This is a genomic window from Enterobacter sp. 04-C-12-SI-ECC (assembly GCF_047530715.1).
GTDB lineage: Bacteria > Pseudomonadota > Gammaproteobacteria > Enterobacterales > Enterobacteriaceae > Enterobacter > Enterobacter bugandensis.
The window spans coordinates 590,052-616,287 of the sequence record NZ_JBLKDI010000001.1 but is presented as its reverse complement, the minus strand read 5'-3'; the positions used below and the strand labels follow the sequence as shown (position 1 = coordinate 616,287).

General features: G+C 57.9%; 28 protein-coding genes. 18 read left to right on the top strand and 10 right to left on the bottom strand.

The genetic code is table 11. The annotated features are described in order from the left end of the window. Positions 1–7: 7 nt before the first annotated feature. Positions 8–904 (bottom strand): DMT family transporter, encoded by an 897-nt coding sequence (locus ACMWL8_RS03010; RefSeq protein ID WP_045260495.1) that lies wholly within the window; start codon positions 902–904, stop codon positions 8–10. 174 nt (positions 905–1,078) lie between these two features. Between ACMWL8_RS03010 and ACMWL8_RS03005 the strand changes: the two genes are divergently transcribed. Then, a complete protein-coding gene (locus ACMWL8_RS03005) occupies positions 1,079–1,951 on the top strand; it encodes a helix-turn-helix transcriptional regulator (RefSeq protein WP_045260496.1) in 873 nt (290 codons plus the stop codon). Here ACMWL8_RS03005 and ACMWL8_RS03000 read toward each other — a convergent pair. Beyond that, a complete protein-coding gene (locus ACMWL8_RS03000; protein ID WP_045260497.1) occupies positions 1,925–3,097 on the bottom strand; it encodes a benzoate/H(+) symporter BenE family transporter in 1,173 nt (390 codons plus the stop codon). The genes ACMWL8_RS03005 and ACMWL8_RS03000 overlap by 27 nt on opposite strands. 92 nt (positions 3,098–3,189) lie before the next feature. Between ACMWL8_RS03000 and ACMWL8_RS02995 the strand changes: the two genes are divergently transcribed. Then, positions 3,190–3,717, top strand: coding sequence for a helix-turn-helix domain-containing protein (locus ACMWL8_RS02995; protein ID WP_045260498.1), 528 nt, complete (start codon positions 3,190–3,192; stop codon positions 3,715–3,717). An 80-nt stretch (positions 3,718–3,797) separates the two neighbouring features. Beyond that, complete coding sequence (locus ACMWL8_RS02990) at positions 3,798–5,762, top strand: peptidase U32 family protein (RefSeq protein WP_045260499.1); 1,965 nt, start codon at positions 3,798–3,800, stop codon at positions 5,760–5,762. Here the strand turns inward: ACMWL8_RS02990 and ACMWL8_RS02985 are convergent, their stop codons facing one another. Further along, positions 5,763–5,993, bottom strand: a complete 231-nt coding sequence (locus tag ACMWL8_RS02985) for a DUF2554 family protein (RefSeq protein WP_045260500.1) — start codon at positions 5,991–5,993, stop codon at positions 5,763–5,765. A 246-nt stretch (positions 5,994–6,239) separates the two neighbouring features. Between ACMWL8_RS02985 and ACMWL8_RS02980 the strand changes: the two genes are divergently transcribed. Next, the gene (locus ACMWL8_RS02980; RefSeq protein ID WP_045260501.1) at positions 6,240–6,602 is read left to right on the top strand and encodes a hypothetical protein; all 363 of its coding nucleotides are present in this window, start codon (positions 6,240–6,242) and stop codon (positions 6,600–6,602) included. A gap of 156 nt (positions 6,603–6,758) precedes the next feature. Here the strand turns inward: ACMWL8_RS02980 and ftrA are convergent, their stop codons facing one another. Beyond that, the gene (gene ftrA, locus ACMWL8_RS02975; RefSeq protein WP_045260502.1) at positions 6,759–7,766 is read right to left on the bottom strand and encodes a transcriptional regulator FtrA; all 1,008 of its coding nucleotides are present in this window, start codon (positions 7,764–7,766) and stop codon (positions 6,759–6,761) included. 73 nt (positions 7,767–7,839) lie between these two features. Between ftrA and ACMWL8_RS02970 the strand changes: the two genes are divergently transcribed. The 8 genes from ACMWL8_RS02970 (at position 7,840) to zinT (ending at position 15,858) form a co-directional block, all read left to right on the top strand. Further along, on the top strand, positions 7,840–8,259 hold the full coding sequence (locus ACMWL8_RS02970; protein WP_045260503.1) for a rhodanese-like domain-containing protein: 420 nt from the start codon (positions 7,840–7,842) through the stop codon (positions 8,257–8,259). A gap of 150 nt (positions 8,260–8,409) precedes the next feature. Further along, on the top strand, positions 8,410–9,513 hold the full coding sequence (locus ACMWL8_RS02965) for a cobalamin-independent methionine synthase II family protein (protein WP_045260504.1): 1,104 nt from the start codon (positions 8,410–8,412) through the stop codon (positions 9,511–9,513). 202 nt (positions 9,514–9,715) lie between these two features. Continuing rightward, positions 9,716–10,987, top strand: coding sequence for an urea ABC transporter substrate-binding protein (gene urtA, locus ACMWL8_RS02960; RefSeq protein WP_045260505.1), 1,272 nt, complete (start codon positions 9,716–9,718; stop codon positions 10,985–10,987). 24 nt (positions 10,988–11,011) lie between these two features. Further along, complete coding sequence (urtB, locus tag ACMWL8_RS02955) at positions 11,012–12,586, top strand: urea ABC transporter permease subunit UrtB (RefSeq protein ID WP_045260506.1); 1,575 nt, start codon at positions 11,012–11,014, stop codon at positions 12,584–12,586. Next, a complete protein-coding gene (urtC, locus tag ACMWL8_RS02950) occupies positions 12,586–13,659 on the top strand; it encodes an urea ABC transporter permease subunit UrtC (protein WP_045260507.1) in 1,074 nt (357 codons plus the stop codon). Before urtB ends, urtC begins: the two co-directional genes overlap by 1 nt. Next, positions 13,659–14,456 (top strand): urea ABC transporter ATP-binding protein UrtD, encoded by a 798-nt coding sequence (gene urtD, locus ACMWL8_RS02945; RefSeq protein WP_045260508.1) that lies wholly within the window; start codon positions 13,659–13,661, stop codon positions 14,454–14,456. The genes urtC and urtD overlap by 1 nt, the downstream gene beginning before the upstream one ends. A 9-nt stretch (positions 14,457–14,465) precedes the next feature. Further along, positions 14,466–15,164 (top strand): urea ABC transporter ATP-binding subunit UrtE, encoded by a 699-nt coding sequence (urtE, locus tag ACMWL8_RS02940; protein ID WP_028013134.1) that lies wholly within the window; start codon positions 14,466–14,468, stop codon positions 15,162–15,164. Between the two features lie 52 nt (positions 15,165–15,216). After that, entirely contained in the window at positions 15,217–15,858 is a 642-nt protein-coding gene (gene zinT / locus ACMWL8_RS02935; RefSeq protein WP_028013135.1) for a metal-binding protein ZinT, read from the top strand. A gap of 46 nt (positions 15,859–15,904) precedes the next feature. Here the strand turns inward: zinT and ydeE are convergent, their stop codons facing one another. After that, entirely contained in the window at positions 15,905–17,098 is a 1,194-nt protein-coding gene (ydeE, locus tag ACMWL8_RS02930; protein ID WP_028013136.1) for an efflux MFS transporter YdeE, read from the bottom strand. A 194-nt stretch (positions 17,099–17,292) separates the two neighbouring features. On the opposite strand from ydeE, the gene eamA reads away from it, so the two are divergent. Continuing rightward, complete coding sequence (gene eamA / locus ACMWL8_RS02925; protein ID WP_028013137.1) at positions 17,293–18,192, top strand: O-acetylserine/cysteine exporter; 900 nt, start codon at positions 17,293–17,295, stop codon at positions 18,190–18,192. A 38-nt stretch (positions 18,193–18,230) separates the two neighbouring features. Here eamA and marB read toward each other — a convergent pair whose 3' ends face one another. The 3 genes from marB to marR are packed head-to-tail and all read right to left on the bottom strand — an operon-like array spanning position 18,231 to position 19,318. Further along, positions 18,231–18,449 (bottom strand): multiple antibiotic resistance protein MarB, encoded by a 219-nt coding sequence (gene marB, locus ACMWL8_RS02920; RefSeq protein ID WP_045260509.1) that lies wholly within the window; start codon positions 18,447–18,449, stop codon positions 18,231–18,233. 33 nt (positions 18,450–18,482) lie between these two features. After that, positions 18,483–18,863: an MDR efflux pump AcrAB transcriptional activator MarA gene (gene marA, locus ACMWL8_RS02915; protein WP_008502237.1), complete on the bottom strand. Its 381-nt coding sequence runs from the start codon at positions 18,861–18,863 to the stop codon at positions 18,483–18,485. Between the two features lie 20 nt (positions 18,864–18,883). After that, entirely contained in the window at positions 18,884–19,318 is a 435-nt protein-coding gene (gene marR, locus ACMWL8_RS02910) for a multiple antibiotic resistance transcriptional regulator MarR (protein WP_028013139.1), read from the bottom strand. A 256-nt stretch (positions 19,319–19,574) separates the two neighbouring features. Between marR and ACMWL8_RS02905 the strand changes: the two genes are divergently transcribed. Further along, positions 19,575–20,240: a MarC family NAAT transporter gene (locus ACMWL8_RS02905; RefSeq protein WP_041909999.1), complete on the top strand. Its 666-nt coding sequence runs from the start codon at positions 19,575–19,577 to the stop codon at positions 20,238–20,240. A gap of 46 nt (positions 20,241–20,286) precedes the next feature. On the opposite strand, the gene ACMWL8_RS02900 is transcribed toward ACMWL8_RS02905, so the two are convergent. Continuing rightward, entirely contained in the window at positions 20,287–21,483 is a 1,197-nt protein-coding gene (locus ACMWL8_RS02900) for a sugar transporter (protein WP_414751544.1), read from the bottom strand. A 177-nt stretch (positions 21,484–21,660) separates the two neighbouring features. Here ACMWL8_RS02900 and ACMWL8_RS02895 point away from each other — a divergent pair, with 177 nt between their 5' ends. From ACMWL8_RS02895 to ACMWL8_RS02885, 3 genes are all read left to right on the top strand, one after another. Continuing rightward, complete coding sequence (locus ACMWL8_RS02895; RefSeq protein ID WP_045260510.1) at positions 21,661–22,449, top strand: PhzF family phenazine biosynthesis protein; 789 nt, start codon at positions 21,661–21,663, stop codon at positions 22,447–22,449. A 26-nt stretch (positions 22,450–22,475) separates the two neighbouring features. Further along, positions 22,476–23,270 (top strand): PhzF family phenazine biosynthesis protein, encoded by a 795-nt coding sequence (locus ACMWL8_RS02890; RefSeq protein ID WP_045260511.1) that lies wholly within the window; start codon positions 22,476–22,478, stop codon positions 23,268–23,270. Positions 23,271–23,360: 90 nt separating this feature from the next. Continuing rightward, positions 23,361–23,843: a GNAT family N-acetyltransferase gene (locus ACMWL8_RS02885; RefSeq protein WP_045260512.1), complete on the top strand. Its 483-nt coding sequence runs from the start codon at positions 23,361–23,363 to the stop codon at positions 23,841–23,843. Here the strand turns inward: ACMWL8_RS02885 and ptrR are convergent. Next, the gene (ptrR, locus tag ACMWL8_RS02880) at positions 23,797–24,675 is read right to left on the bottom strand and encodes a putrescine utilization regulator PtrR (RefSeq protein ID WP_028013145.1); all 879 of its coding nucleotides are present in this window, start codon (positions 24,673–24,675) and stop codon (positions 23,797–23,799) included. The genes ACMWL8_RS02885 and ptrR overlap by 47 nt on opposite strands. 98 nt (positions 24,676–24,773) lie before the next feature. Between ptrR and sad the strand changes: the two genes are divergently transcribed. Further along, positions 24,774–26,162: a succinate-semialdehyde dehydrogenase gene (sad, locus tag ACMWL8_RS02875; protein ID WP_045260513.1), complete on the top strand. Its 1,389-nt coding sequence runs from the start codon at positions 24,774–24,776 to the stop codon at positions 26,160–26,162. Positions 26,163–26,236 lie beyond the last annotated feature (74 nt).

Below are 26,236 nucleotides of genomic sequence, written 5' to 3'. Positions count from 1 at the left end.
GTTTTTTTTACGCCGTACGCAGGCGCCTGAACCAGGTCTCTGGTTTCGTGAACATCACCATATTCCCGCCCAGAATCAGCAGCAAACCGACGATACCGTTGATGTGCCAGACGTAGCCTTCATACACCGTTGAGATAGAGAGCGCCACCAGCGGGAAGAGCAGCGTACTGTAGGCCGCTTTCCCGGGGCCGATACGTCCCACCAGCGTGAAGTAGGCGCCAAAGGCAATCACCGAGCCGAAGAGGGCCAGATAGAGCAGCGCGCCCATGTAGGTGACCGTCCATTCCGGGGTAAAACTGTCACCTCTGAAGAGCGCAATACCCCCCATCACCAGCGTGCCGTAAAGCATAGCCCAGGCGTTGGTGGTCATGGTTTCCAGACCTCTGCGCTGATGGCGCATACTGATCATATTGCCCAGCGAGAAGCCGTACGTGCCGAGGGCGGAAAGGCCAATGCCCGTCAGGAGCGATACGCTCCAGCCGCTGGCCAGCAGGTCGTCCCAGAAAAGGGTCACGATCCCCACAAGACCCAGCGCCGCCGCCGTCCAGAAACGCGCGGGCGGGCGCTGTCCGAAGAAAATAAAACAGTTAATGGCGTTGTAGAGCACCGCCATGGAGAAGATCACCGATTCCAGCCCGGTGTTGATGTGTGCCGCCGCGGTATAAAAACACCAGAAGTTAAAGCAGAAGACGCAGCATCCCTGAAGCATGCAGAACAGATGATCCCGCAGCGCCAGCTTACGCAACCGGCGCAGGGCAATTAACACCACCATCATCGTGGCGCTGGCCACCGCGAAACGCCAGAAAATAGAGACGGGGGCGGGTACGGGACCCTGCTGCAGGAAAATGGCAATCCAGGTGGTTCCCCAGATGATCACCACCAGTCCGTATAATAACGCGTTCATATTTTTTCTCTTCTCAAACCACGGAAGCCCGCAGTATGGCGCTGTCATCGCTCTTGGGCTTTCACCGGCTTGCGGTAGACTTGTAAAATCTTGCGCTTTTTTCTTTTCCGGGGGCTGGCAACGGGGGAAAACAGTTCTTAGACTGACAGTTCACTCAATAACGCGCTAACGGTTATGTCTCACGCTTACGATACCTTTGAAACGCTTCGCCAGCAGAATGCGATCCTGCGGGAAACGGTCGCGCTCAATTCCGGCATTCAGCTGGCGGCGTGGTACAACAAGCACGATACGATAACGGTTAAAAGCAATCATCATACCCTTAGTCTGTACGTCGCCGACGGTTACGAGAGCTATCAAAAGACGCCGGGCGGCTGGAAGAACGGCGGGGGACCGGACCGTTTCTGTCTGATGCCGAAAGAGAGCGAATCGACGTGGGACATCCGCGATGACCTGTCGTTTGTCCATCTCTACTGCACCGATGAACACCTGCGCGATGTGGGCGAAAAAATCTGGGACAAGCGGCCCCTGTCGCTGACTCTGGATGAGCGCATTTTTGGCAGCGACCCGAAGATCACCGCGCTGTACCGCCAGTTTCTGCTTGGCTGCGACTGGCAGCAGCAGGCCAACCAGCTCACCCTGAGCACGGCCTCTACGCTGCTGTTGACCCACCTGCTGCAAAACTACGCCAACGTTCAGTGGAAGCTCCCGGTCGTTACCGGCGGGCTATCGCCGTTTGTTCTGCGCAACGTGCTGGCATTTATTGAAGAAAACCTCGGACAGCCCCTGACTCTGGCCGAGCTGGCGGCGCAGGCCGCACTCAGCGAATACCATTTTGCCCGCATGTTCCGCCAGTCGACGGGGCTGGCGCCGCATCAGTACGTTATGCAACGGCGCATGGAAAAAGCGAAAAACCTGGTGCAGCATACCTCGACGCCGCTGACGGATATCGCGCTGGCCTGCGGGTTTAACTCCGCCAGCCACTTCAGTAACCGTTTTCGCAGCGTCATGGGCATCACGCCGTCACAGCTGCGCGCGGCGAGTGCGTGAAAACAGGGCATAGCTTACGCCGCCCAGCACCAGCCCCCAGAATGCCGAGCCGATGCCCAGGATCGTGACGCCGCTTGCGGTCATCAGAAACGTGACGATAGCCGCGTCGCGCTCCGCTTCATGATTCAGCGCCTGATATAAACTCCCGCTGATGCTACCCAGCAGCGCCAGACCGGCCAGCGTCTGGATCCAGCTGAGCGGCAGCGCAGCCATTATCCCGGTGATGGATCCGCCGAACACTCCCGCCAGCAGATAAAACCCGCCGGCCGCGATGGCCGCCAGCCAGCGTTTACCGGCATCGGGGTGGGCATCCGGGCTTTGACAGATAGCGGCGGTAATGGCGGCTATGCAGATGGAAAAGGCGCCGAAGGGGGACAGCAGCAGCGCCAGCCCGCCCGTAAAAATAATGAGCGGTGAGACCGCCAGCGGATAGCCGGACGCTTTCATGGTCGCGAAACCGGGCGCATTTTGCGAGGCCATGGTTACCAGGAAGAAGGGCAAGCCGATGCTCACCAGGCTGGTGAAGGTGAACGTGGGCGCAATAAACTCAGGTATCACGAGGGAGACGGTGATCCTATCGGTGACAACGTCACCTCCCGCCCACGCCACGATCCCGCCCACCAGCAGCGTAACGACGATCGCATAGCGCGGTGCCAGCGCTTTTGCCAGCAGCCACGCGACAATCATGCTGCCGCACAGCAGAAAGTGCCCGTCCAGATGGGCAAACGCATGCAGCCCAAACTGCAGGAGTACGCCTGCCAGCATGGCCGCAGCCAGTGAGTGTGGGATCAGCTTCATCAGGTGGGCGAAAAGCCCGGTCATGCCGCAGAGTAAAATGAGCGCGTTGGCGAAGATAAACACGCCGATCGTCTCGGCCAGCGTCACGCCGTGCAGGCTGGTGGCGAGCAGCGCCGCGCCGGGCGTAGACCAGGCGGTCAGCACCGGAGCTTTATACCACCAGGAGAGCGCCAGCGTGCTGACGCCCATCCCAACCCCCAGCGCGGTCATCCAGCCCGCAATCTGCTGCGCGCTGGCGCCTGCCGCCGCGGCGGCCTGCCAGATAATGGCTGCCGAACTGGCGTAACCGACCAGAACGGCGACAAATCCAGCCAGTACGACTGGAACGAGATGAGAGGTAGGGCGCATAGAAACTCCGCTGTGCGTTATAACGTCCGCGATAAGGTAACACTGTGCGCTATAGCGTACAAGTGGTATGCTCAGGGCCATCAGGAGGGAGCATGGACATTACACAACATCTTGCAGCAACGCTGAAAACGCTGCGCCAGGCGCGCGGCTGGAGTTTGTCGAAGCTGGCGGACGAAACGGGCGTGTCGAAAGCGATGCTCGGGCAAATCGAGCGCAATGAGTCCAGCCCGACGGTGTCGACGCTGTGGAAAATTGCCACCGGGCTGAACGTCCCGTTTTCCGCTTTCATTACGCCTGAGGCGGACAGGCCGGCTGTGTTTGATTCACAGCAGCAGGCGATGGTGGTCAAACCGCTCTTTCCCTGGGATGAGACGCTCCGGTTCGATCATTTCTCCATCACGCTGGCACCGGGTGCCCTGAGCGAGTCCACGCCGCATGAGGCAGGCGTGATTGAACATGTGGTGGTCATCAGCGGCGAGCTGGAGATGAACATTAACGACGAGTGGCAGACGGTACATGCCGATTCTGGCGTCCGTTTTGCCGGCGATAAACCGCACGCCTACCGCAACAGCAGCGACAGGCCGGTGCATTTTCACTCTCTGATCCATTATCCCCGCTGAGGCTACGCAAAACTGTTTCGCTGGCGCATACTTCTGACTACAATAGCCGCCATTTTGACCATAACGGATAACGACGAAGTATGCGCCTGCAATCCCATCATCTTGAACTTTTAAGCCCGGCCCGCGACGCCGCCATTGCCCGTGAAGCGATCCTTCATGGCGCTGACGCCGTCTACATCGGCGGCCCTGGCTTCGGTGCCCGCCATAACGCCAGCAACAGCCTGCGCGATATTGCCGATCTGGTGCCGTTCGCCCACCGTTTCGGGGCGAAAGTGTTCGTGACCCTGAACACCATTCTTCATGATGATGAGCTGGAGCCCGCGCAGCGTCTGATTACCGATCTCTACCAGACCGGCGTCGATGCCCTGATTGTTCAGGATATGGGCGTGCTTGAGCTGGATATTCCGCCTATCGAGCTGCATGCCAGCACCCAGTGCGATATCCGCACGGTTGAGAAGGCGAAGTTTCTCTCCGACGTGGGCTTTTCGCAGATCGTTCTGGCCCGCGAGCTGAACCTCAATCAGATCCGCGATATTTACCAGGCAACCGACGCGACGATCGAATTCTTTATCCACGGCGCGCTGTGCGTGGCCTATTCCGGCCAGTGCAACATTTCCCACGCCCAGACGGGCCGCAGCGCCAACCGCGGCGACTGCTCGCAGGCCTGCCGTCTGCCGTATACCCTGAAAGACGATCAAGGTCGCGTGGTGGCGTTCGAAAAACACCTGCTTTCCATGAAGGATAATGATCAGACCGCCAACCTGGGCGCGCTGATCGACGCGGGCGTGCGTTCCTTTAAGATTGAAGGGCGCTACAAAGATATGAGCTACGTGAAGAACATCACCGCGCACTATCGCCAGATGCTGGACGCCATCATCGAAGATCGCGGTGACCTGGCGCGCGCCTCGGCCGGTCGTACCGAACATTTCTTTATTCCGTCAACGGACAAAACCTTCCACCGCGGCAGCACGGACTATTTCGTGAACGCCCGCAAAGGGGATATTGGCGCGTTTGACTCACCGAAGTTTATCGGTTTACCGGTCGGCGAGGTGCTGAAAGTGGCGAAAGATCACCTGGACGTTGAAGTGACCGAGCCGCTGGCGAACGGCGACGGCCTGAACGTGATGATTAAGCGTGAAGTGGTGGGCTTCCGCGCCAACACGGTCGAAAAAACCGGCGAGAACCGCTACCGCGTCTGGCCGAATGAAATGCCTGCCGATCTCTACAAGGCAAGGCCGAACGCGCCGCTCAACCGTAACCTGGATCATAACTGGCAGCAGGCGTTGCTGAAAACCTCCAGCGAGCGTCGCATCGCGGTGGACATTGAGCTGGGCGGCTGGGAAGAGCAGCTGATCCTGACCATGACCTGCGAAGACGGCATCAGCGTAACGCATACGCTTGATGGTCTGTTCGAGGTGGCAAACAACGCGGATAAAGCGCTTAACAGCCTGAAGGACGGCGTAGCGAAGCTGGGCCAGACGATTTACTACGCGCGCGCCATCGAGGTTAATCTGCCGGACGCGCTGTTCGTGCCGAACAGCCTGCTGAACCAGTTCCGCCGCGAAACGGCAGAGATGCTGGATGCCGCACGCCTGGCGCAGTATCCGCGCGGCAGCCGTAAGGCCGAATCCGTTCCTGCGCCTGTGTATCCGGACACCCATTTATCGTTCCTGGCCAACGTTTACAACCATAAAGCGCGTGAATTTTATCATCGCCACGGCGTGCAGCTTATCGACGCGGCCTATGAAGCGCACGAAGAGAAGGGCGATGTGCCGGTGATGATCACCAAGCACTGCCTGCGCTTTGCTTTTAACCTGTGCCCGAAACAGGCGAAAGGGAATATTAAAAGCTGGAAGGCCACCCCCATGCAGCTGGTCAACGGTGACGAAGTCCTGACCCTGAAGTTTGACTGCCGTCCTTGCGAAATGCATGTTATCGGAAAAATGAAAAACCACATTTTCAAAATGCCACCGCCGGGCAGCATCGTTGCGTCCGTGAGCCCGGACGATCTGATGAAAACCCTTCCGAAACGCAAGGGCAGTTAATTACCTTACGTGCGTGTCCGGTTTGCGCGATTTCTGCCACAGGTGGTTTTCGCGCAAACCCTCCGCTGACTCTTCCGCTACACTGCGTAACTCGTCACTGTCGGCCTCATGCCGCAGCTGATGCTCCACATTCTTTACCCAAACATATTCATGCCCTTTGTGCCCGGCCATCAGCCGGCCAGAAAAGAGGGCACAAATAAGCATGATAAAAGATAGCCCTTTTTTGAACATAAATTCACTCAATAAGAACAGCGCGGGTTAATCATGCCAATTATTGTTTGGGGTTATTATTCAATATTTCAAAATAGCGCAAAGAAAATGTCAAATAACGTGGGTTCATAATACCGATTAGGATTTTTCTTAAAATATATGTGCGTTTTTGTAAACCTCCTATTTCTGGTCCATAGTTGGATGTTCGCTTTAAGGATAAATCCTATATAATAGTGAATCTCTGGCAAAGGAATGGGTCATTCATAAATGAAAAAAATAATAGCGTTTTCGCTTCTGGCTGTTGCGGTAGGTGCCGTTGCAGCGATTCGTTATGCAGGTAATGACGAACCAGAATATATTCAGTCCGCTGAAATTCGCGTTGGTTCCTATTTAACCAGCGACTATGGACGCGTAGCCTGCACTAGTAAAAGAGTAAATGAACAGCGCTGGGAATTAGACTGCACCCATCCGGCACGGGGAAAAACATTCCAGTTTGCGGTTTATCCCTCTGAAAAGGCTCCCTATGGCGTATCGCGATCGTTTTATCTCGAGGCCCTTAACGATGATGCCAGGCAGAGCGCTGAGCAGGGCCTGATGCGCTATTTGCAAATCAACACCAGCGCGAGTTAATCAGGCTGTTTAGCTTTCGTTGAGACAGCCAGTGTTAGTTTGTATGAGATCCGCTGCCCGACCATGGAGCGTCGGGGACGTAGAGACCAAAATACAAATCTATCCATGCAAGCATTTACCGCCAGATAATGGCGGTTTTTTTTTGCGCTTTTGCCGCTAGCGGGCAGTATCAGAACGTGAAAATTGTTTGCGATACTGAGCCGGGGAAAGCGCAAACTGCTGACGAAAATGATGACGCAGCGTCGACGCCTGACCAAACCCGGTCTGTTCCGCGATGCTGTCGATGCTTAAACGGCTGCTCTCCAGATAATCTTTTGCTCTCAGCAGGCGTTCATTAAGCAGCCAGCGTGCGGGCGTCGTGCCCGTTGCCGCCTCGAAGCGACGAAGAAAGGTGCGCTGGCTCATGCCGACCCGACGCGCCAGCGAGTCGACGCTGTGCGGCTCGGTAAGATGCGTGTGCAGAAAATCAAACAGCTGGCCCAGGCGCTGGCTTTCCCGCAGCTGCGCCACTGGGCGGCTCAACTGCTGCGGCTGTGAACCATCCCGGTGAGGGGGGATCACCAGCCGACGCGCCACGCTGTTGGCGGTTTCCATGCCATAGTCCCGCCGGACGATGTGCAGACAGAGATCGATTCCCGCCGCGCTGCCCGCGGAGGTCAGGATATCGCCCTCGTCCTGGTAGAGCACATCCTCAACCACCTCGATGTCAGGGTAGCGGACCTTAAGCGCGTCAATGTAGCGCCAGTGCGTCGTGGCTTTACGTCCGTTCAGCAGCCCCGTAGCGGCCAGCACGAACACGCCCGAGCAGATGGACAGCAGCTGACATCCGCGCTCGCTGGCCTGGCGCAGCGCCTCGCAGAGCGCCGGAGGAACCGGTGAGTCCAGCCCCCGCCAGCCGGGAACCACGATCAGGTCCGCCGACGCAAGCAGGCTCAAGTCCCCATCGGTAACGATGCGGATTCCGCCGGTCGCCCGCAATTCTCCGCTATCTACGCTCGCCACCGCAAAACGATACCAGTCGTCGCCCAGCTCAGGACGCGGCAGGCCAAAAATCTCAACCGCCACGCCAAACTCAAAGGTACATAGCCCGTCATACGCCAGCACCACCACCTGCGGACGGGTAACCTGTCTTAAGTTTGTCATCTTTTTGCTGTTTTCTGGCATAAGCGAGCGCATTCACGGGCTGAATTTGTGGATAGAGTAGTGTTAACACAAACGCCAAAGATGAGGAAGGATCATGAGCTATGTTACTGAATTTCCGGCTGCCGAGCCGCGGGAAGCCGTTACCCATTTTCTGCGTCGCCTGAGCGTCGAAACCGACTGCGCCGACGTGCATCACGCCATCGCCAATAATGAGCAGGACTTCGTGCTGCTGCACGTGGTGGGGAGCCCGGAGCAGTTTGCCCGCCGCCATGTGCCGGGCGCACTGCATATGCCCTGGAGCCAGATGACCGCTGAGCGCATGGCTCAATGGCCGGAAAGGACGCTGTTTGTCGTCTACTGTGCGGGGCCACACTGTAACGGCGCGGACAGGGCGGCGCTGAAGCTGGCGCGTCTCGGGCTGCCGGTCAAAATCATGCTCGGCGGTATCACCGGCTGGGAAGATGAACGCTACGCCTTTGCCAGCCAGGCGCACGCTGATGCGCTGTTAAGATGAATTTTTTTCAACACCCGTGAAATTTTCTCGTTTGCCGGAAACGATCAGGTATGACATCTTTTTTGGACATTTAGACATCCAGAAGTCTAAAGATTCAAATGATGAATTATCACTGCGGGCAATTAATACCGGCAGACTGAGGAGATTTCCATGCAACGACAGCACGCCCCATACCGCGCCGACGTAGTCGGCAGCTTTTTACGCCCGGATGCCATCAAGCAGGCTCGCCTGAAGTTCGCCAGCGGCGAGATTGATGCCGGACAGCTTCGCGCGGTGGAGGACGAGGCTATTCGCCACGTCGTCGAGCAGCAGTGCGCGTGCGGCCTGCATGTGGTGACCGACGGTGAATTTCGCCGTGCCTGGTGGCACTTCGATTTCTTCGACGGTCTTCAGGGCGTTGAGCGTTACGATTCCCAGCAGGGGATTCAGTTCAACGGAGTACAAACCAAAGCCCACGGCGTGCGCGTGACCGGCAAGCTGGGCTTTGGCGACCACCCGATGCTGGAAGACTTCCGCTATCTGAAAAGCATCAGCGGCAATGCCCAGCCGAAGATGACCATTCCCAGCCCAAGCGTGCTCCATTTCCGCGGCGGGCGCAAAGACATCGACGCGACGGTGTACCCGGATCTGAACGAGTATTTCGACGATCTGGCAACCACCTGGCGCGACGCGATACGCGCATTCTACGACGCGGGCTGCCGTTATCTGCAGCTGGACGACACCGTCTGGGCCTACCTCTGCTCGGACGACCAGCGCCGTCAGATCCGCGAGCGCGGCGACGATGCCGATGAGCTGGCGCAAATCTATGCCCGCGTACTGAACAAGGCCCTGGAAGGCAAGCCGGAGGACCTGACCATCGGGCTGCACGTCTGCCGCGGTAACTTCCGTTCAACCTGGATTTCCGAAGGCGGCTACGAGCCGGTGGCGGAAGTGCTGTTCGGGACGGTCAACGTTGACGCATTCTTCCTGGAATACGATAACGACCGCAGCGGGGATTTCGCGCCGCTGCGCTTCGTTCGCCCTGGCAAGCAGCAGGTGGTGCTGGGCCTGATCACCACGAAAAACGGTGAGCTGGAGAACCCGGAAGGCGTGAAGGCCCGTCTGGAAGAGGCGACGAAATACGTGGTGAAAGAGCAAATCTGCCTCAGCCCGCAGTGCGGTTTTGCCTCCACCGAAGAGGGCAACAGCCTGAGCGAGTCCCAGCAGTGGGATAAGGTCCGTCTGGTGACGCAGATCGCCAGCGAAGTCTGGTAAAACCGCTTCCTCAGCGCTGCATTATAAAAGTGCAGCGCTGTGCCATTCTGAGTCGTTCTCTTTACATCCTGCCGTCTGTCTCCTGCAATAGCGCTTCCTCCATTCTGGCATCCTTTTTGCTCCTGCTTCGCTGACACCTTTATTTCCGCGTCCATGCCGTAACGGACGTTTTCGCACAGCGTTCTTTTTCAGGAGTGAAAATATGCAGCGTCGTACCTTATTAAAAGCCTTTGCGTTATCCGCGTCCGTCGTGGCGATGGGAATGAGTTTTGGCGTGCAGGCGGCCGACACCATCAAAGTGGGGATCATGCACTCTCTGTCCGGCACGATGGCCATCTCCGAAACCCCGCTGAAGGACGTCGCCCTGATGACCATCGACGAGATCAACGCCAAAGGCGGCGTGCTGGGTAAGAAACTGGAGCCTGTGGTGGTGGATCCAGCCTCAAACTGGCCGCTGTTTGCCGAGAAGGCTCGCCAGCTGCTGAGCCAGGATAAAGTGGTGGTGGTGTTCGGCTGCTGGACGTCGGTTTCGCGCAAATCCGTGCTGCCGGTGTTTGAGGAGCTGAACGGCCTGCTGTTCTATCCGGTGCAGTATGAAGGCGAAGAGATGTCGCCAAACGTCTTCTATACCGGCGCGGCGCCGAACCAGCAGGCCATCCCGGCGGTGGAATATCTGATGAGCGAGGACGGCGGCGGGGCGAAGCGCTTCTTCCTGCTGGGTACTGACTACGTTTACCCGCGCACCACCAACAAGATCCTGCGCGCGTTCCTGCATTCAAAAGGGGTTGAGGATAAGGACATCGAAGAGGTTTACACCCCGTTTGGTCACAGCGACTACCAGACCATCGTCGCCAGCATCAAGAAATTCTCCGCCGGCGGCAAAACAGCCGTGGTGTCGACCATCAACGGCGACTCCAACGTGCCGTTCTACAAAGAGCTGGCTAACCAGGGGCTGAAGGCCACCGACGTGCCGGTGGTGGCATTCTCCGTCGGCGAAGAAGAGCTACGCGGAATCGACACCAAACCGCTGGTGGGTAACCTGGCGGCATGGAACTACTTTGAGTCCGTGGATAATCCAACCAACCAGGCGTTCGTCGCGGATTACAAAGCCTATGCGAAGGCGCACAAGCTGCCGAATGCCGATACCGTGGTGACCAACGACCCGATGGAGGCGACTTACGTGGGGATCCATATGTGGGCACAGGCGGTGGAAAAAGCAGGCACCACCGACGTGGATAAGGTGCGCGCGGCGATGGCCGGTCAGTCATTTAAGGCGCCATCTGGCTTTACGCTCACCATGGATGCTACCAACCATCATCTGCATAAGCCGGTCATGATCGGTGAAATTGAAGGCAACGGCCAGTTCAACGTGGTCTGGCAGACGGAACAGCCGGTGCGCGCCCAGCCGTGGAGTCCGTTCATCGCCGGGAATGACAAAAAGCCCGACCAGCCGATGAAAACCGCCAGCAACTAGGCCATTGCCTCAGGGAGAAACGTCATGAACGCCATGCGCATGTTCATCGCTCTTGTATGGCTTTCCGGACTGCTGCCAGGGATGGCGCAGGCATCGGATGCCGATCGTTTTGTTGCCGCCAGCCGCGGCCAGCAGGCGGAGCTCCTCACGCAGTGGGCCGCCGCGCCGGATGCCGCCAGGCTTCCGCTGCTTCAGTCCCTGCAAAAGGAAAACCTGTATACCGACAGCCAAAAGCACGCCTTTGCGAAGCGTAATGGCGAAATGGTTTCGCTCGGTGAGGCCCGCGCGGCAGTAGGGCAAACCAAAGCTGTACGCCTGACAAACCGGCTGCGCGTGCTGGCTGCAACGGCCATTGCCACGCATCAGCTTGTTAGTGACAGTGTCACCGAAAGACGGGCTGCAGCCCGTCAGCTCCAGCGTGATGCTCAGCCCGACATGCTCGCTTTTCTGGAAAAGCGCGCCGGGGATGAAGCGGACGCTGTGGCGCATCAGACGCTGCTGCTGGCGGTGGCGCACCTCCAGCTGGCGAGCCCGCAGCCGGAGGTGCGCCGCAGGGCCGTCGAACTGCTTGGCCAGTCAGACGATCCGGACGTACAGTCCAGACTCACTCCGTTTACCCAGGCGCAGACCGAGCCGGACGCCGGCGTGCGCGCGGCCGCAGAAGAGAGCCTTAGCCAGATTACGCATCGCCTGATGTGGGGCGATCTGCTGGGCCAGGCGTTTATGGGGCTTTCTCTGGGGTCGGTGCTGCTGCTGGCCGCGCTTGGGCTCGCGATCACCTACGGTCTGCTGGGCGTCATCAATATGGCGCACGGCGAGATGCTGATGCTGGGGGCGTACGCCACGTGGATGGTGCAGCAGGCAATGGCCGGGCTTGCGCCTCAGTGGCTGGCGCTCTATCCCGTTATCGCCTTGCCGGTAGCGTTCTGCCTGACGGCGGGCATTGGAATGGTGCTGGAGCGCACCGTGATCCGTCACCTGTACGGTCGTCCGCTGGAAACGCTGCTGGCGACCTGGGGGATCAGCCTGATGCTCATCCAACTGGTACGCATGACCTTTGGTGCCCAGAACCTCGAGGTGGCAAACCCGGCATGGCTTTCCGGCGGGGTACAGGTTTTTGCTAACCTTACCCTGCCGTGGAACCGCATTGTGGTGCTGGGCTTCGTGCTGCTGGTGCTGTTCTTCACCTGGCTAATTCTGAATAAAACCCGTCTTGGTCTGAACGTGCGCGCGGTGACGCAAAACCGCAGCATGGCCGCCTGCTGCGGGGTACCGACCGGGCGCGTCGATATGCTGGCGTTTGGTCTGGGCTCAGGGATCGCCGGGTTAGGCGGCGTGGCGTTATCCCAGCTGGGTAACGTCGGGCCGGAGCTTGGTCAGGGGTACATCATCGACTCGTTTCTCGTAGTCGTTCTCGGTGGCGTAGGCCAGCTCGCAGGCAGCGTGGCTGCCGCGTTCGGGCTGGGCATTTTCAATAAAATCCTTGAGCCGCAGATGGGGGCGGTGCTGGGCAAGATCGTGATTCTGGTGGCGATCGTCCTGTTTATCCAGAAGCGCCCTCAGGGGCTGTTTGCGCTGAAAGGGAGGGTGATTGACTGATGAGCCAGCCGCTGACCTTAACGCTGGCGCGTAAAGCGCCGCGCACGACACAGATTGCAGGCAGCCTGCTGGTGGCGTGTCTGCTGATATTACCGTTTTTCGCCTTGCTGCCCGCCACGCATCCGCTGGCGCTGTCGACCTGGATGCTGACGCTCATCGGCAAGATCCTCTGCTATGCCATCGTTGCGGTGGCGCTGGATCTGGTGTGGGGCTACGCCGGCATGCTCTCTCTTGGACACGGCATCTTCTTCGCCCTGGGCGGCTATGCGATGGGCATGTACCTGATGCGCCAGGCGTCAGGCGACGGCCTGCCCGCGTTTATGTCGTTTCTCTCCTGGAGCGAGCTGCCGTGGTTCTGGTGGGGCACCCAGCACTTTGCCTGGGCGCTGGTGCTGATCGTGATGGTGCCGGGTTTGCTGGCGCTGGTGTTTGGCTGGTTTGCCTTCCGCTCGAAGATCAAAGGGGTTTACTTCTCGATTATGACCCAGGCGCTGACCTTCGCGGGCATGCTGCTGTTCTTTCGCAACGAAACCGGCTTTGGCGGCAATAACGGCTTTACCGGTTTTACCACGCTGCTTGGGTTTTCGGTGACGGAAACGGCAACCCGCATCGCGCTGTTCCTGGCGACGGTGCTGTTGCTGCTTCTGGCGTTGGGCACCGGATTTGCGCTGGCGAAGAGCAAGTTTGGCCGCATCCTGACCGCCGTGCGCGACGCGGAAAACCGCCTGACGTTCTGCGGGTACGATCCGCGCGGGTTCAAGCTGCTGGTGTGGACGCTCTCCGCCGTGCTGTGCGGCCTGGCGGGGGCGCTGTACGTTCCGCAGGTGGGCATCATTAACCCCGGTGAAATGTCGCCGACCAACTCGATAGAAGCCGCCATCTGGGTGGCGCTGGGCGGGCGCGGCACCCTGGTGGGGCCGGTGATTGGCGCGGCGCTGGTGAACGGGGCGAAAAGCTTCTTTACCGTTGCCATGCCGGAGTACTGGCAGCTGTTTCTGGGGCTGATTTTTATCGCCGTCACGCTGTTCCTGCCGCGCGGCGTCTACGGTCTGTTGCGTAAGGGAGAGAAATAATGCAGCCAACGGAAGAGTTATTTACCCGCCAGTTGCCCGGCGATCGCTACCGGGACCAGACTGACCCGGTGCTTCAGCTTGAGGCCATTAACGTCAGTTTCGACGGCTTCCAGGCGCTGACCGATCTCTCCCTGAATATCGGCGTGGGCGAGTTGCGCTGCGTGATTGGCCCCAACGGGGCGGGTAAAACCACGCTGATGGACGTGATCACCGGCAAAACCCGACCCAAAAGCGGGAGAGCGATTTACGACCAGTCCATCGACCTGACCGGGCTGGAGCCTGCGGCCATTGCCCGTCAGGGGATTGGTCGAAAATTCCAGAAACCCACGGTCTTTGAAGCGCTGACGGTGTGGGAAAATCTTGAGATCGCCATGAAAACCGATAAATCCGTCTGGGCGAGCCTGCGGGCAAAACTCAACGGCGAGCAGCGGGACCGCATTGACGAGATGCTGGTTCTTCTGCGGCTTAGCGCCGAGCGCGACCGCCGCGCCGGGCTGCTTTCGCACGGGCAGAAACAGTTCCTGGAGATCGGCATGCTGCTGGTGCAGGACCCGCACCTGCTGCTGCTGGATGAACCCGCCGCCGGGATGACCGATGCGGAAACGGAATACACCGCCGAGCTGTTCAAAACCCTGGCGGGCAGGCATTCCCTGATGGTGGTGGAGCACGACATGGGCTTTGTCGAAACGATTGCTGACCACGTCACGGTGCTGCATCAGGGGCGCGTGCTGGCGGAAGGCTCGCTTCGCGAGGTGCAGGCCAACGAGCAGGTGATTGAGGTCTATCTGGGCCGCTAAGGAGCGATAATGTTACAGGTTAACGAACTGAATCAGTACTACGGCGGCAGCCATATCCTGCGCGGCGTGAGCTTCGAAGCCGCTCCCGGTGAAGTCACCTGTCTGCTGGGCCGCAACGGCGTCGGGAAAACCACGCTGCTGAAGTGCCTGATGGGGTTGATCCCGGCGAAAACCGGGGAGGTCATCTGGCAGGGTAAAACGATCACCCACAGCAGGCCGCACCAGCGGGTGCAGTCCGGCGTGGCGTATGTCCCGCAGGGCCGCGAGATTTTCCCGCGCCTGACCGTGGAAGAGAACCTTTTGCTTGGGCTGTCGCGTTTTTCCGCCCGCGAGGCAAAGCAGGTTCCTGACGAGATCTGGCAGCTGTTTCCGGTTCTCAAAGAGATGAAGCACCGCCGCGGGGGCGATCTCTCCGGCGGGCAGCAGCAGCAGCTGGCGATTGGTCGCGCGCTGGCGAGCCGTCCGCAGCTGCTGATTCTGGACGAACCGACGGAAGGCATACAGCCTTCCGTCATCAAAGAGATTGGCCAGGTGATCCGCACCCTGGCAAACAGAGGCGACATGGCAATCCTGCTCGTCGAGCAGTTTTACGACTTTGCCGCCGAGCTGGCCGACAGCTATCTCCTGATGTCCCGCGGCACTATCATTCAGCGCGGGAGGGGCGAAAATATGGAGCAGGAGGGCGTTCGCGGGCTGGTTGCGATCTGAAATGTTATAATATAACATCCTCATTCTTATAAAACGGAATGAGGGTGTTACTTTGGCTGCACATATTGGAAAATTTGCCATGACTCTGGGGGCGCTGCTGGTCAGCGGCCAGCTGTTTGCTCACTCGCACGGCCATCAGATGACCGAAGCGGAACAGAAAGCGGCGAACGGCGTGTTTGAGGATAAAGACGTGAAGGACAGAACGCTGTCCGACTGGGACGGCACCTGGCAGTCGGTGTATCCGTTCCTGCTGGACGGTTCGCTGGATCCGGTCTTCAAACAGAAAGCGCAGAAGGATAAAAGCAAAACCTTTGACGAGGTGAAAGCGTATTACCGCAAGGGATATGCCACGGACGTGGATGCCATCGGCATTGAAAATAACGTAATGGAATTCCACAGAGGCAAGGCGGTCAGCAGCTGTCAGTATGACTACAGTGGCTACAAAATTCTGACCTACGCATCGGGCAAAAAAGGCGTTCGCTATCTGTTTGAGTGTAAGGATGCCGACAGCAAGGCGCCGAAGTTCGTGCAGTTCAGCGACCACATCATCGGGCCGAAAGCCTCATCGCACTTCCATATTTTTATGGGCAATACCTCCCACGAGGCGCTGCTAAAAGAGATGGACAACTGGCCGACCTATTATCCAAACGAGATGTACAAAGAGCAGGTGGTGGAGGAGATGCTGCACCACTGATGCGTTATTGCCGGGGGGCGGCTTCGCCTTACCCGGCCACTATTTTTTACGCCGCTTTGGGGGATTCGTTCCACGCCTTCACGCTCATTCCCCGCAAAATCATCAGCCAGGCAACGACGATGGCAACCATCATGATTGCAAACAGCGACCAGTGCGGCAGGTTGGTCAGGATAATGCCGGTGATCATCGGGTTTGCCGCCGCGCCGAGCCAGCCCAGCGCCTGCGCGGAAAAATAGCTCGCCTTCATCCCCGGCGGGGCGATGTTGTCGATCAGCATGTATTCACCCGGTGCGTAGATAATCTCACCCAGCGTAAAGATGGCGGCGGCGATGCCCCAGTAAATCAGGTTCTCCCCGGAGAGCATAAAGCCTCCCAGCCCCAGGATAAAAAACAGCGTTGCGGCGGTCATTAAAGGCCGAATATTGCTGGCGGAGATCTTCCGCCCCAGCGCGTACTGCAGCGTTACCACCACGGCGGCGTTAACGGGCAGCACCACGGCGACCACCTTCTGGGCAAAATCGCTGTCGGCATTGGCGGCCAGTACGTATTGCGAAATGCAGCTGGCGAACGATCCACCCACGTAAGACGCGAGCAGGCCGGAGAGGGTGAACCAGAACAGGGCGCGATCTTTCAGCAGCACCGACGGCTGCCAGGGCATCTTCTCCTCGGCGGTATCCAGCGCGACGCTTTTTTGCACGAAGAAATGTATAAACCCGAGCGGCAGCGCGGCGCAGAAGGCCGCCAGCCAGAACGGCAGCTGCAGGCTGTACATCACCAGCAGGGTGCCAATCGGCGGCCCTATCGTCCAGCCAATGTTCAGGAAGCTGTAGTTGAGCGAGAAGACGCGCGCTTTCTGGCTGGAGGTCAGCACGTCCGAGAACCAGGCTTTCAGCACCGTCGAAAAGACGGAATAGGCGCAGTTAATCAGGGAAAAGAACAGCACTACCAGGGTGACGTTATCCACCAGCGGAATCGCGACAAAACCGGCGATAAAAGCCACGATCGCGATCAGCATATAGCGTTTTTTATCAAACTTATCGGCCAGAATGCCAAATCCCAGGCTGAACACCACGCCAACGGTCAGCGCAATCGTCAGGGCATAACCAATATTCTCGACGCTCATATTAAACACGCGCGTGAGATAAATGGTCATGAACGGCAGCGTTGCCCCCCGACCGATGGTTAATAACAATGACGATGCCAGCAGCGCTGCGGTTGAGCGCCTGAGAGATGGTTTCATATTCCTTCCCGACGGTTGCTTATGCTTTTTTTAGACGAGTGTTAACAGGATTACCATGACATAATGGGCTTGTATAGCACCCGATTTATCCCTAAGTGCTTCAGCTGCCTGCCAGAAATAATGATCTTCTCGCGGCACACTTTTTTCTGTTACCTTGAAGTGTTAACAAATTATTAATAATTCAGGGGCAGGGTATGACGCGTAAAGACGGACTGCTGGCGTTGCTGGTGGTCGTGGTATGGGGACTCAATTTTGTGGTCATCAAGCTGGGATTGCACAACATGCCCCCGCTGATGCTGGCCGGTTTGCGTTTTATGCTGGTGGCGTTCCCGGCGCTCTTTTTCGTCGCCCGTCCGAAAATCCCGTTAAAACTGCTGCTGGGCTACGGTCTGACCATCAGCTTTGGCCAGTTCGCGTTTCTCTTCTGCGCCATCAAGTTCGGCATGCCGGCCGGTCTGGCCTCGCTGGTGTTACAGGCGCAGGCGTTCTTTACCATTATTCTCGGCGCATTTGTGTTTGGCGAACGCCTGCAGGGCAAGCAGCTGGCGGGGATAACGCTGGCGGTATTTGGCGTGCTGGTGCTGATTGAAGCCAGCCTGAACGGTCAGGATGTGGCGCTGCTCGGGTTTATGCTCACGCTGGCGGCGGGGCTGAGCTGGGCGTGCGGCAATATTTTCAACAAGCTGATTATGCAGCACGAGGCGAGGCCTCAGGTGATGTCCCTGGTGGTCTGGAGCGCATTGATTCCGATAATCCCGTTTCTGGTGGCGTCGTTTATTCTGGATGGCCCGGAGGTGATGCTGAACAGCCTGGTCGAGATCGATCTGACCACGATCCTTTCTCTTATCTATCTCGCGTTTGTCGCCACCATCGTGGGCTACGGGATCTGGGGGTCGCTGCTGGGGCGCTATGAGACCTGGCGCGTCGCGCCGCTGTCTTTGCTGGTTCCGGTAGTGGGGCTTGCCAGTGCGGCGATACTGCTGGATGAAACGCTGAGCGCGCTGCAGCTGCTCGGTGCCGTGCTGATCATGGCCGGGCTGTACATCAACGTGTTTGGCCTGCGGGTTCGCCGGGCGGCGCGGGTAAGGGGATAGGGCATAAAAAAGCCCCGCGGCTGCGGGGCAAAAACGAATCAGAGGCCGTGCTGATTATAATAAGGCACGCCTAATTCGTCGGATTTGTCGCTACCAGCACCCATGTGGTTGAAATCATAAGGCGACTGGTCATGTGCTGACGGCAAAATCATCGTGTCATGATTAATTTGCTGCGTTGCACCTGGGGTTTGCTCCGCGAAGGTCTGGCTGGAAAACAGCACCAGCAAGGCGAGGGCGGCGGAGGCGGTAACTTTCATTTTTTCCTCGGTTACGTCTTTTACAGGCGATGATTAACTACAGTGTTTTAACGGATACAGGTAACGGGATTCACCCGGCACGCTGGTGATTCGGTACTTATGAGGCGGCACGTCAAAATAGTTCTTGAACGTACGCGTGAGGGTTTGCTGTGATTCAAATCCGTAACGCTCCGCCAGATAAAGGATCGGTTCATTGCTTTCTTTCAGTTTCTGGGCAATTTCCGTCAGCTTGCGGCTGCGAATATATTGACCTAATGAATGACCGGTCTCTTTTTTGAACATCCGTTGCAGGTGCCATTTGGAGTAACCTGAACGCTCAGACACTTTTTCAAGGGAGAGCGGCGATTCCAGGTTATCTTCGATCCAGTCCAAAATGCTATGAATAGTGATAGCGTCAGTATTGCGTCTGGACATCGTCATACCTCTTTTTCTGTTTACGGCAGTATTTTCTTCAGCAAAAGCTCAAGGGTAGCCACTTCATCTGCCGTTAAGTTTTTTGTTAGTTCCTGATGCAGTGTTTGTCCTACTAATTGATGACATTGCTCGCACATAGCCGCACCATCGCTGGTGAGCCTGACCAGTACGCCGCGTTTGTCATTCGGGTTAGGGCTTCGTTCTACCCATCCTTTGCAGACGAGACGATCGAGCATGCGGGTTAACGCACCCAGATCGACAGAGAGCACCTTTTTCAGCTCAACCGGCGTGATACACACTTCGCAGCGAATGGAACACAGCACTTTGAACTGTGTTGCGGTGATATCCAGCGGTGACAGGTAGTCATTGAGCAGGCGATCTTTTTTCTGGTTAACCATATGAATAAGACGACCCAGCGGAACAACGTCGTTAAAGATATCACTGGTGCTTTTCACAATGGTTGCCCTGGCAAGTAGTTTAATCACGGCAGATATTATTGCTCAGGCAAGTATAAGTCAACTGAATGAATCAGCCGATGCCACGAATTGCTAAAACGTTTCATGAACGATTTTTGCAACCTTTCAAATCAGGAAGATAACTAATGAGTATCGTTCCCAAAGGAAAACTATCGTTACGTTGCGCCGATGGCTGAACGTCACACTTTCACCCTATAATTGCGATGTTAAACATGGATAAGGACAACAACGCACTATGTTGGATTTGATTAAAGCAATTGGTCTCGGGCTGGTGGTACTGCTGCCGTTAGCTAACCCGTTAACGACGGTGGCGCTGTTCCTGGGGCTGGCAGGGAATATGAACAGCGCCGAGCGCAACCATCAGTCGATGATGGCTTCGGTGTATGTGTTTGCCATTATGATGGTGGCCTACTACGCCGGACAGCTGGTGATGAACACCTTCGGGATTTCAATTCCCGGGCTGCGTATAGCGGGCGGGCTGATTGTGGCCTTTATCGGCTTCCGCATGCTGTTCCCGGCGCAGAAAGCGCACGAGTCTCCGGAGGCAACCAGCAAATCTGAAGAGCTGGAGTCCGAACCGAGCGCGAATATTGCTTTTGTACCGCTGGCCATGCCGAGTACGGCCGGGCCGGGAACCATCGCGATGATCATCAGTTCTGCATCGACGGTGCGCGACAGCTCTACCTTCCCGGACTGGGTACTCACCGTTGCGCCACCGCTAATTTTTGCGCTTATTGGGGTTATCGTGTGGGCGTCTCTGCGCAGTTCCGGTGCGATCATGCGCTGGGTGGGCAAGGGCGGTATCGAGGCGATTTCCCGTCTGATGGGCTTCTTACTGGTCTGTATGGGCGTGCAGTTTATTATTAACGGCGTACTGGAGATTATTAAGACCTACCACTGATGTCATTGCCGGGTGGCGGCTACGCCTTGCCCGGCACAAACGCACCTCACCCGTGCTGCCCCTGTTCCTCCAGCGCCACCGGCCACTTGCGGAAGATGAGTACCGACCAGACGAGCGCGACGAGCGCCGGAATCGCCCCCAGATAGCCAATCGCCGACATCGATACGTGCAGGCTAATCTGATTGCCCACCAGCGCCCCCGCGCCAATCCCCAGATTGAATATCCTCGAGAACAGCGACATCGCCACGTCCGTGGCATCCGGCGCCAGGGCCAGGACTTTCACCTGCATGCCGAGACCAATAATCATGATCGCCACGCCCCAGAACAGGCTCAGGATCGCCAGCTGGCTTTCGCTGCCTGACGCAGGCAGCAGCAGCACCAGGCACGCCAGCAGCAGGCCGATGGCGCTGCTCACCAGCAAGGAGGCATGCTGGTTACCCAGTTTACCAAACAGCACGCTGCCAATAATGCCCGCGCCGCCGAGAATGAGCAGTAAGAGGGTGGCAAAGTTTGCGCTAAAGCCCGCGACCACCTGCACAAACGGTTCAATGTAGCTGTACGCCGTGTAGTGCGCGGTGACCACGATAACGGTAAGCAGGTAGATACTCAGCAGCGCCGGGCGACGCATCAGCAGCGGCAGGCTTTTCAGCGAGCCGGAATGTTCGCTTGGCAGCGCGGGCAGCAGCTTAATCAGACACACCAGCGTCACCAGCGCGCCCATGCCGATGGCAAAGAAGGTGGTACGCCAGCCGAAGTACTGTCCCACGATGCGGCCAATGGGCAGCCCCAGCACCATCGCCAGCGCGGTACCGGTGGCAATCAGGCTCAAGGCCTGGGCGCGTTTACCCGCCGGCGCGAGCCGAATAGCCAGCGACGCGGTGATCGACCAGAACACCGCGTGGGCAAAGGCAATGCCGATGCGGCTAATGACCAGCACCGTAAAATTCCACGCCATAAACGACAGGACATGGCTGGCAATGAACAGGGCAAACAGGCCGATCAACAGCCTGCGCCGCTCCATCTGGCTGGTCAGCAACATAAACGGCAAAGACATCAGCGCCACCACCCAGGCGTAGATAGTTAACATAATCCCCACCTGCGCCGTTTCCATCTGGAAGCTTTCTGCTATGTCAGACAACAGCCCAACCGGAACAAATTCTGTGGTGTTAAAAATAAATGCGGCAATGGCCAGCGTGACCACGCGTAGCCACGCGACCCTGCGGGAAACTGTGTTCGTTGTCATAGGGATGTCGGAGATTCGTTGCTGGAAAGATGAGAAGGCGATCTTAAAACGCCATACGGCGAAAACTCAACCATTATGTGACGCAGATCTCAATATTTACCTTATGAAAGCGGTAGCCGGGGGCGTTGTTTTCATTGAATATAAAAGTACGACACAGCAAAAACAGGCGGTAAGACAATGCAGGAGATTGATTTTTATCTGGTAGATGCATTCAGCAATACCTCGTTCGGCGGCAATCCGGCAGCGGTTTGCCCGCTGAACGAATGGCTGCCGGATGAAACGTTACTGAAAATGGCGCAGCAGCATAATCAGTCGGAAACCGCATTTTTCGTCTGCACTAAGGGCGGCATTGAGCTACGCTGGTTTACCACGCTCACTGAAGTCAATCTCTGCGGTCACGCCACCCTGGCCGCCGCGTACGTTCTGTTTAATGAACTCGATTACCCCGACTCGCGGATCCACTTTGATACCGCCTCTGGCCGACTGACGGTCAGCCGGGAGGGAGAGTGGATGACGCTGGACTTCCCGGCGTGTCCGACCCGTGAAGAGACGCCGCCGCCGGAGATGCTCGCGGCGCTCGGTATCCGCCATTACGTTGAAGCCCGTAAAGGCCGCGCCTGGGTGATTGTTCTGGAAAATCCCCGGCAGGTTGAAGCGCTTGCGCCGCGCTTTTCGGCGATGACGCCGGGCGAGCATAAAGTGAGCGTGACGGCACCGGGCGAAGGGGAATATGACTTTGTCAGCCGCTTCTTCTCACCGGGCGTTGCCGTTCCGGAAGATCCGGTGACCGGATCCGCGCACACGATGCTGATCCCCTACTGGAGCGAAAAGCTGGGGAAAACGGCAATGTTTGCCCGTCAGGTTTCGGCGCGCGGCGGGGATGTGCGCTGCGAGCTGAAAGGGGAGCGCGTATTGATGAGCGGTCAAGCGTCGTGCTACCTGAAAGGCACTGTGTATCTGCGCTAAAACTGATAACAAAAGAGGAAGAGACAATGCGGGAAATTGATTTTTATCTGGTGGATGCCTTCAGCGACAAAACCTTTGGTGGCAACGCGGCAGCGGTATGTCCTCTGGAAGAGTGGCTGCCGGACGAGACGCTTCTCAAAATGGCACAGCAGCATAATCAGTCGGAAACCGCGTTTTTTGTGCGAACCGACGGCGGATTTGAACTGCGCTGGTTCACCACGCTGCATGAAATTAACCTCTGCGGCCATGCGACCCTCGCGGCATCACACGTCATTTTTGAGTATCTGGACTATCCGCATACGGAAATCCACTTTACCACGCGCTTCGTGGGGGAGCTGACGGTCAAACGCAGCGGCGACTGGCTGACGCTGAATTTCCCCGCATGGTCCACGGAGGTCGTCGATAACCCACCGCCTGCACTGTTTAGCGCGCTGGGCATCCCGGCGGCAAAAGAGGTGCGCGTCGGGCGAGACTACTGCGTGGTGCTGGAGAGCCAGCAGCAGGTGGAGGCATTAATGCCGGATATTGGCGCGATGGTTCCGCTGGGCAAAATGGTCTGCGTAACCGCGCCGGGCGAAGGGGAATATGACTTCGTCAGCCGCTTTTTCTGCCCGGGCGAAGGGGTACCGGAGGATCCGGTTACCGGGTCCACGCACAGCATGCTGATCCCTTACTGGAGTGAAAGGCTGGGTAAGACGTCGCTTAACGCCCGCCAGGTGTCGTACCGCGGCGGGGATCTTCGCTGCGAGCTGAAGGGCGACCGGGTACTCATTGCCGGTCAGGCCACCCTGTACCTGAAAGGGCGGATCTTTTTACGCTAGCGGCTGCGCGATAAGTTAATACTATGAAGCAGCCTGGCAGGCCTGCGCTATGTTGACATTGAGTTTCACAAATAAAGCAAGGAGCCTGCCATGTATTCCATTACCTCTGAATCTGCACGTCATCCGGACATTCTTATGCTGATTGCGGCCCTCGACCGTTATCAGAGCGAACTCTATCCCGCCGAAAGCAACCATCTGCTCGATCTTTCAGAACTGCCCGCGGCATCCCTTATCCTGATGATCGTCCGCGACCCGCAGCTTCAGGCCGTTGGCTGTGGAGCTATCGTGCTCAACGGCGACGGAACGGGGGAGATGAAGCGGGTTTATATCGATCCGGCCCATCGCGGGCAACATCTGGCTGAGAAGCTGCTGGCCGCGCTGGAAGATGAGGCCCTGAGCCGTCACTGCCATACCGTACGGCTGGAAACGGGCATCAAACAGCATGCCGCGATTCGTCTTTATGAACGAAGCGGCTACGATCGGCGTCCGGCGTTTGCCCCGTATGTGGACGATCCGCTTAGCCTTTTTATGGAGAAGGCGCTGGTTGAAGACGTTCGTTTAGCAGCGCTATAAACGCTTCCAGCTGGCGGGTCATCGCCCCGCGTCGCCACACCAGCCAGGTAGTGAGCCAGCGCCAGTTTTCCGCCAGCGGCCAGGCTTCAACCTGATGGTGGCCCGGCATACTTTCCAGCATTGAGCGCGGCATCAGCGCGATGCCCGCGCCCGCGATGACGCAGGCGAGCATGCCGTGATAGGACTCCATCTCATGAATGCGTCCCGGCGCGGCTCTGTCTGCATGAAACCAGCTCTCCAGGTGTCGGCGATACGAGCAGTTTGCGCGAAAGGCATAAACATCACTGCCGCTCACCTGCGCAGCGCGCGTTACCTCTGTCTGCCCGGCAGGGGTGACCAGCATCATCTCTTCCCGGTAGACCGGCATCCCCTCCAGCTCCGGGTGCGACAGCGGCCCGTCGACAAAGGCGGCGCTCAGGGTTCCCTCCAGTACGCCATCAATCATCGTCCCGGACGGCCCGGTAGACAGGGCAAACTGGATGCGCGGATAGCGCTGGTTAAACTGCGCCAGCGTCTCAGGGATGCGCACGGCGGCGGTGCTCTCCAGCGCGCCGAGGGCAAACAGCCCCTGCGGCTCATCGCCCGCGACGACCATGCGCGCTTCATCCACCAGCGCCAGGATCTGCCTGCTGTAGCGCAGGAAGTTATGCCCGGCGGGAGATAAGCGTAAACGCTGGTTCTCACGAATAAACAGCTCCACGCCAAGATCGGCCTCCAGCTGGCGGATGCGGGTCGTCAGATTCGAAGGAACGCGATGCACCTTCTGCGCCGCCTGGGTGATGCTGCCCGTCAGCGCGACGGCGTTGAACATTTCAAGCTGGGTTAAGTCCATAGCATTCTCGTTTCGTGAATAAGGTGGTCAGTATTATTCATTTTTAAGAAATAGCAGAGTGAGCCACACTTAATCAACCGAAATGCGTGGAGAACATCATGAAATATTCATCTGCTACACATGCTCTGTCCGTTAACCCTGCAACGGGCGAAACGCTCGCCTCGTATCCGTGGGCGACGCAGGAAGAGGTTGAACGTGCCATCGCGCTGGCTGATGCGGGCTTTCGTCACTGGCGGTGCGAAAGCGTAGCCCACCGGGCGCAGAAGCTGCGCGATCTCGGCACCGCGCTGCGCGGTCGCGCGGAAGAGATGGCCCGGATGATGTCCCGCGAGATGGGAAAACCCATTCAGCAGGCGCGGGCGGAAGTGGCGAAATCAGCGGGCCTTTGCGACTGGTATGCCGAACATGGCCCGGCGATGCTGAATGCTGAATCTACGCAGGTCGAGAATGACAACGCGGTCATCGAGTATCGTCCGCTGGGGCCAATTCTGGCGGTGATGCCGTGGAACTTTCCGCTCTGGCAGGTGCTGCGCGGCGCGGTGCCGATCCTGCTGGCAGGTAACAGCTATCTGCTCAAACACGCGCCCAACGTGCTCGGCTCGGCGGAACTTATCGCGCAGATTTTTGCGGACGCCGGCTTCCCTGAAGGGGTATTCGGCTGGGTGAACGCCACCAATGACGGCGTAAGCCAGGCGATTAACGATCGTCGCATTGCGGCGGTAACCGTCACCGGCAGCGTGCGCGCCGGGGCCGCCATTGGCGCGCAGGCGGGGGCGGCGCTGAAAAAATGCGTTCTTGAGCTGGGGGGTTCTGACCCGTTCATCGTTCTCAACGATGCCGACCTGGATCTTGCCGTGAAGGCGGCGGTAGCAGGGCGCTACCAGAATACCGGGCAGGTGTGCGCGGCGGCCAAACGGTTCATTGTGGAAGAGAGTATTGCAGACACCTTTACCCGACGCTTCGTTGACGCCGTCTCCGCGTTAAAGATGGGCGCGCCGGATGAAGAAGAGAACTACCTTGGCCCGATGGCGCGCTATGATCTGCGCGATGAACTGCATCAGCAGGTGCAGGCGAGCCTGGCAGAAGGGGCAACGCTGCTGCTGGGGGGAGAAAAAATCAGCGGTGAGGGGAATTATTACGCGCCAACCGTGCTGGCGAACGTCACCCCGTCGATGACGGCCTTCCGTCAGGAGCTGTTTGGTCCGGTCGCGGCCATTACCGTTGCGAAAGACGCGGCGCACGCCCTGACGCTTGCCAATGACAGCGACTTTGGCCTGTCTGCCACGGTCTTCACCGCCGACGCAGCGCTTGCGGATAAATTCTCTCGCGAGCTGGAGTGCGGTGGGGTGTTTATCAACGGATACAGCGCCAGCGACGCGCGTGTGGCCTTTGGTGGCGTGAAGAAAAGTGGCTTTGGCCGCGAGCTTTCCCATTTTGGTTTGCACGAGTTCTGTAATGTGCAGACGGTGTGGAAGGATCGCGTGTAATTTATTCGGCCCTCATTACGAGGGCCGTTGTCATTTATCTGCAATGGTTCTGTCATTTTCGTTTCGTAGACTCG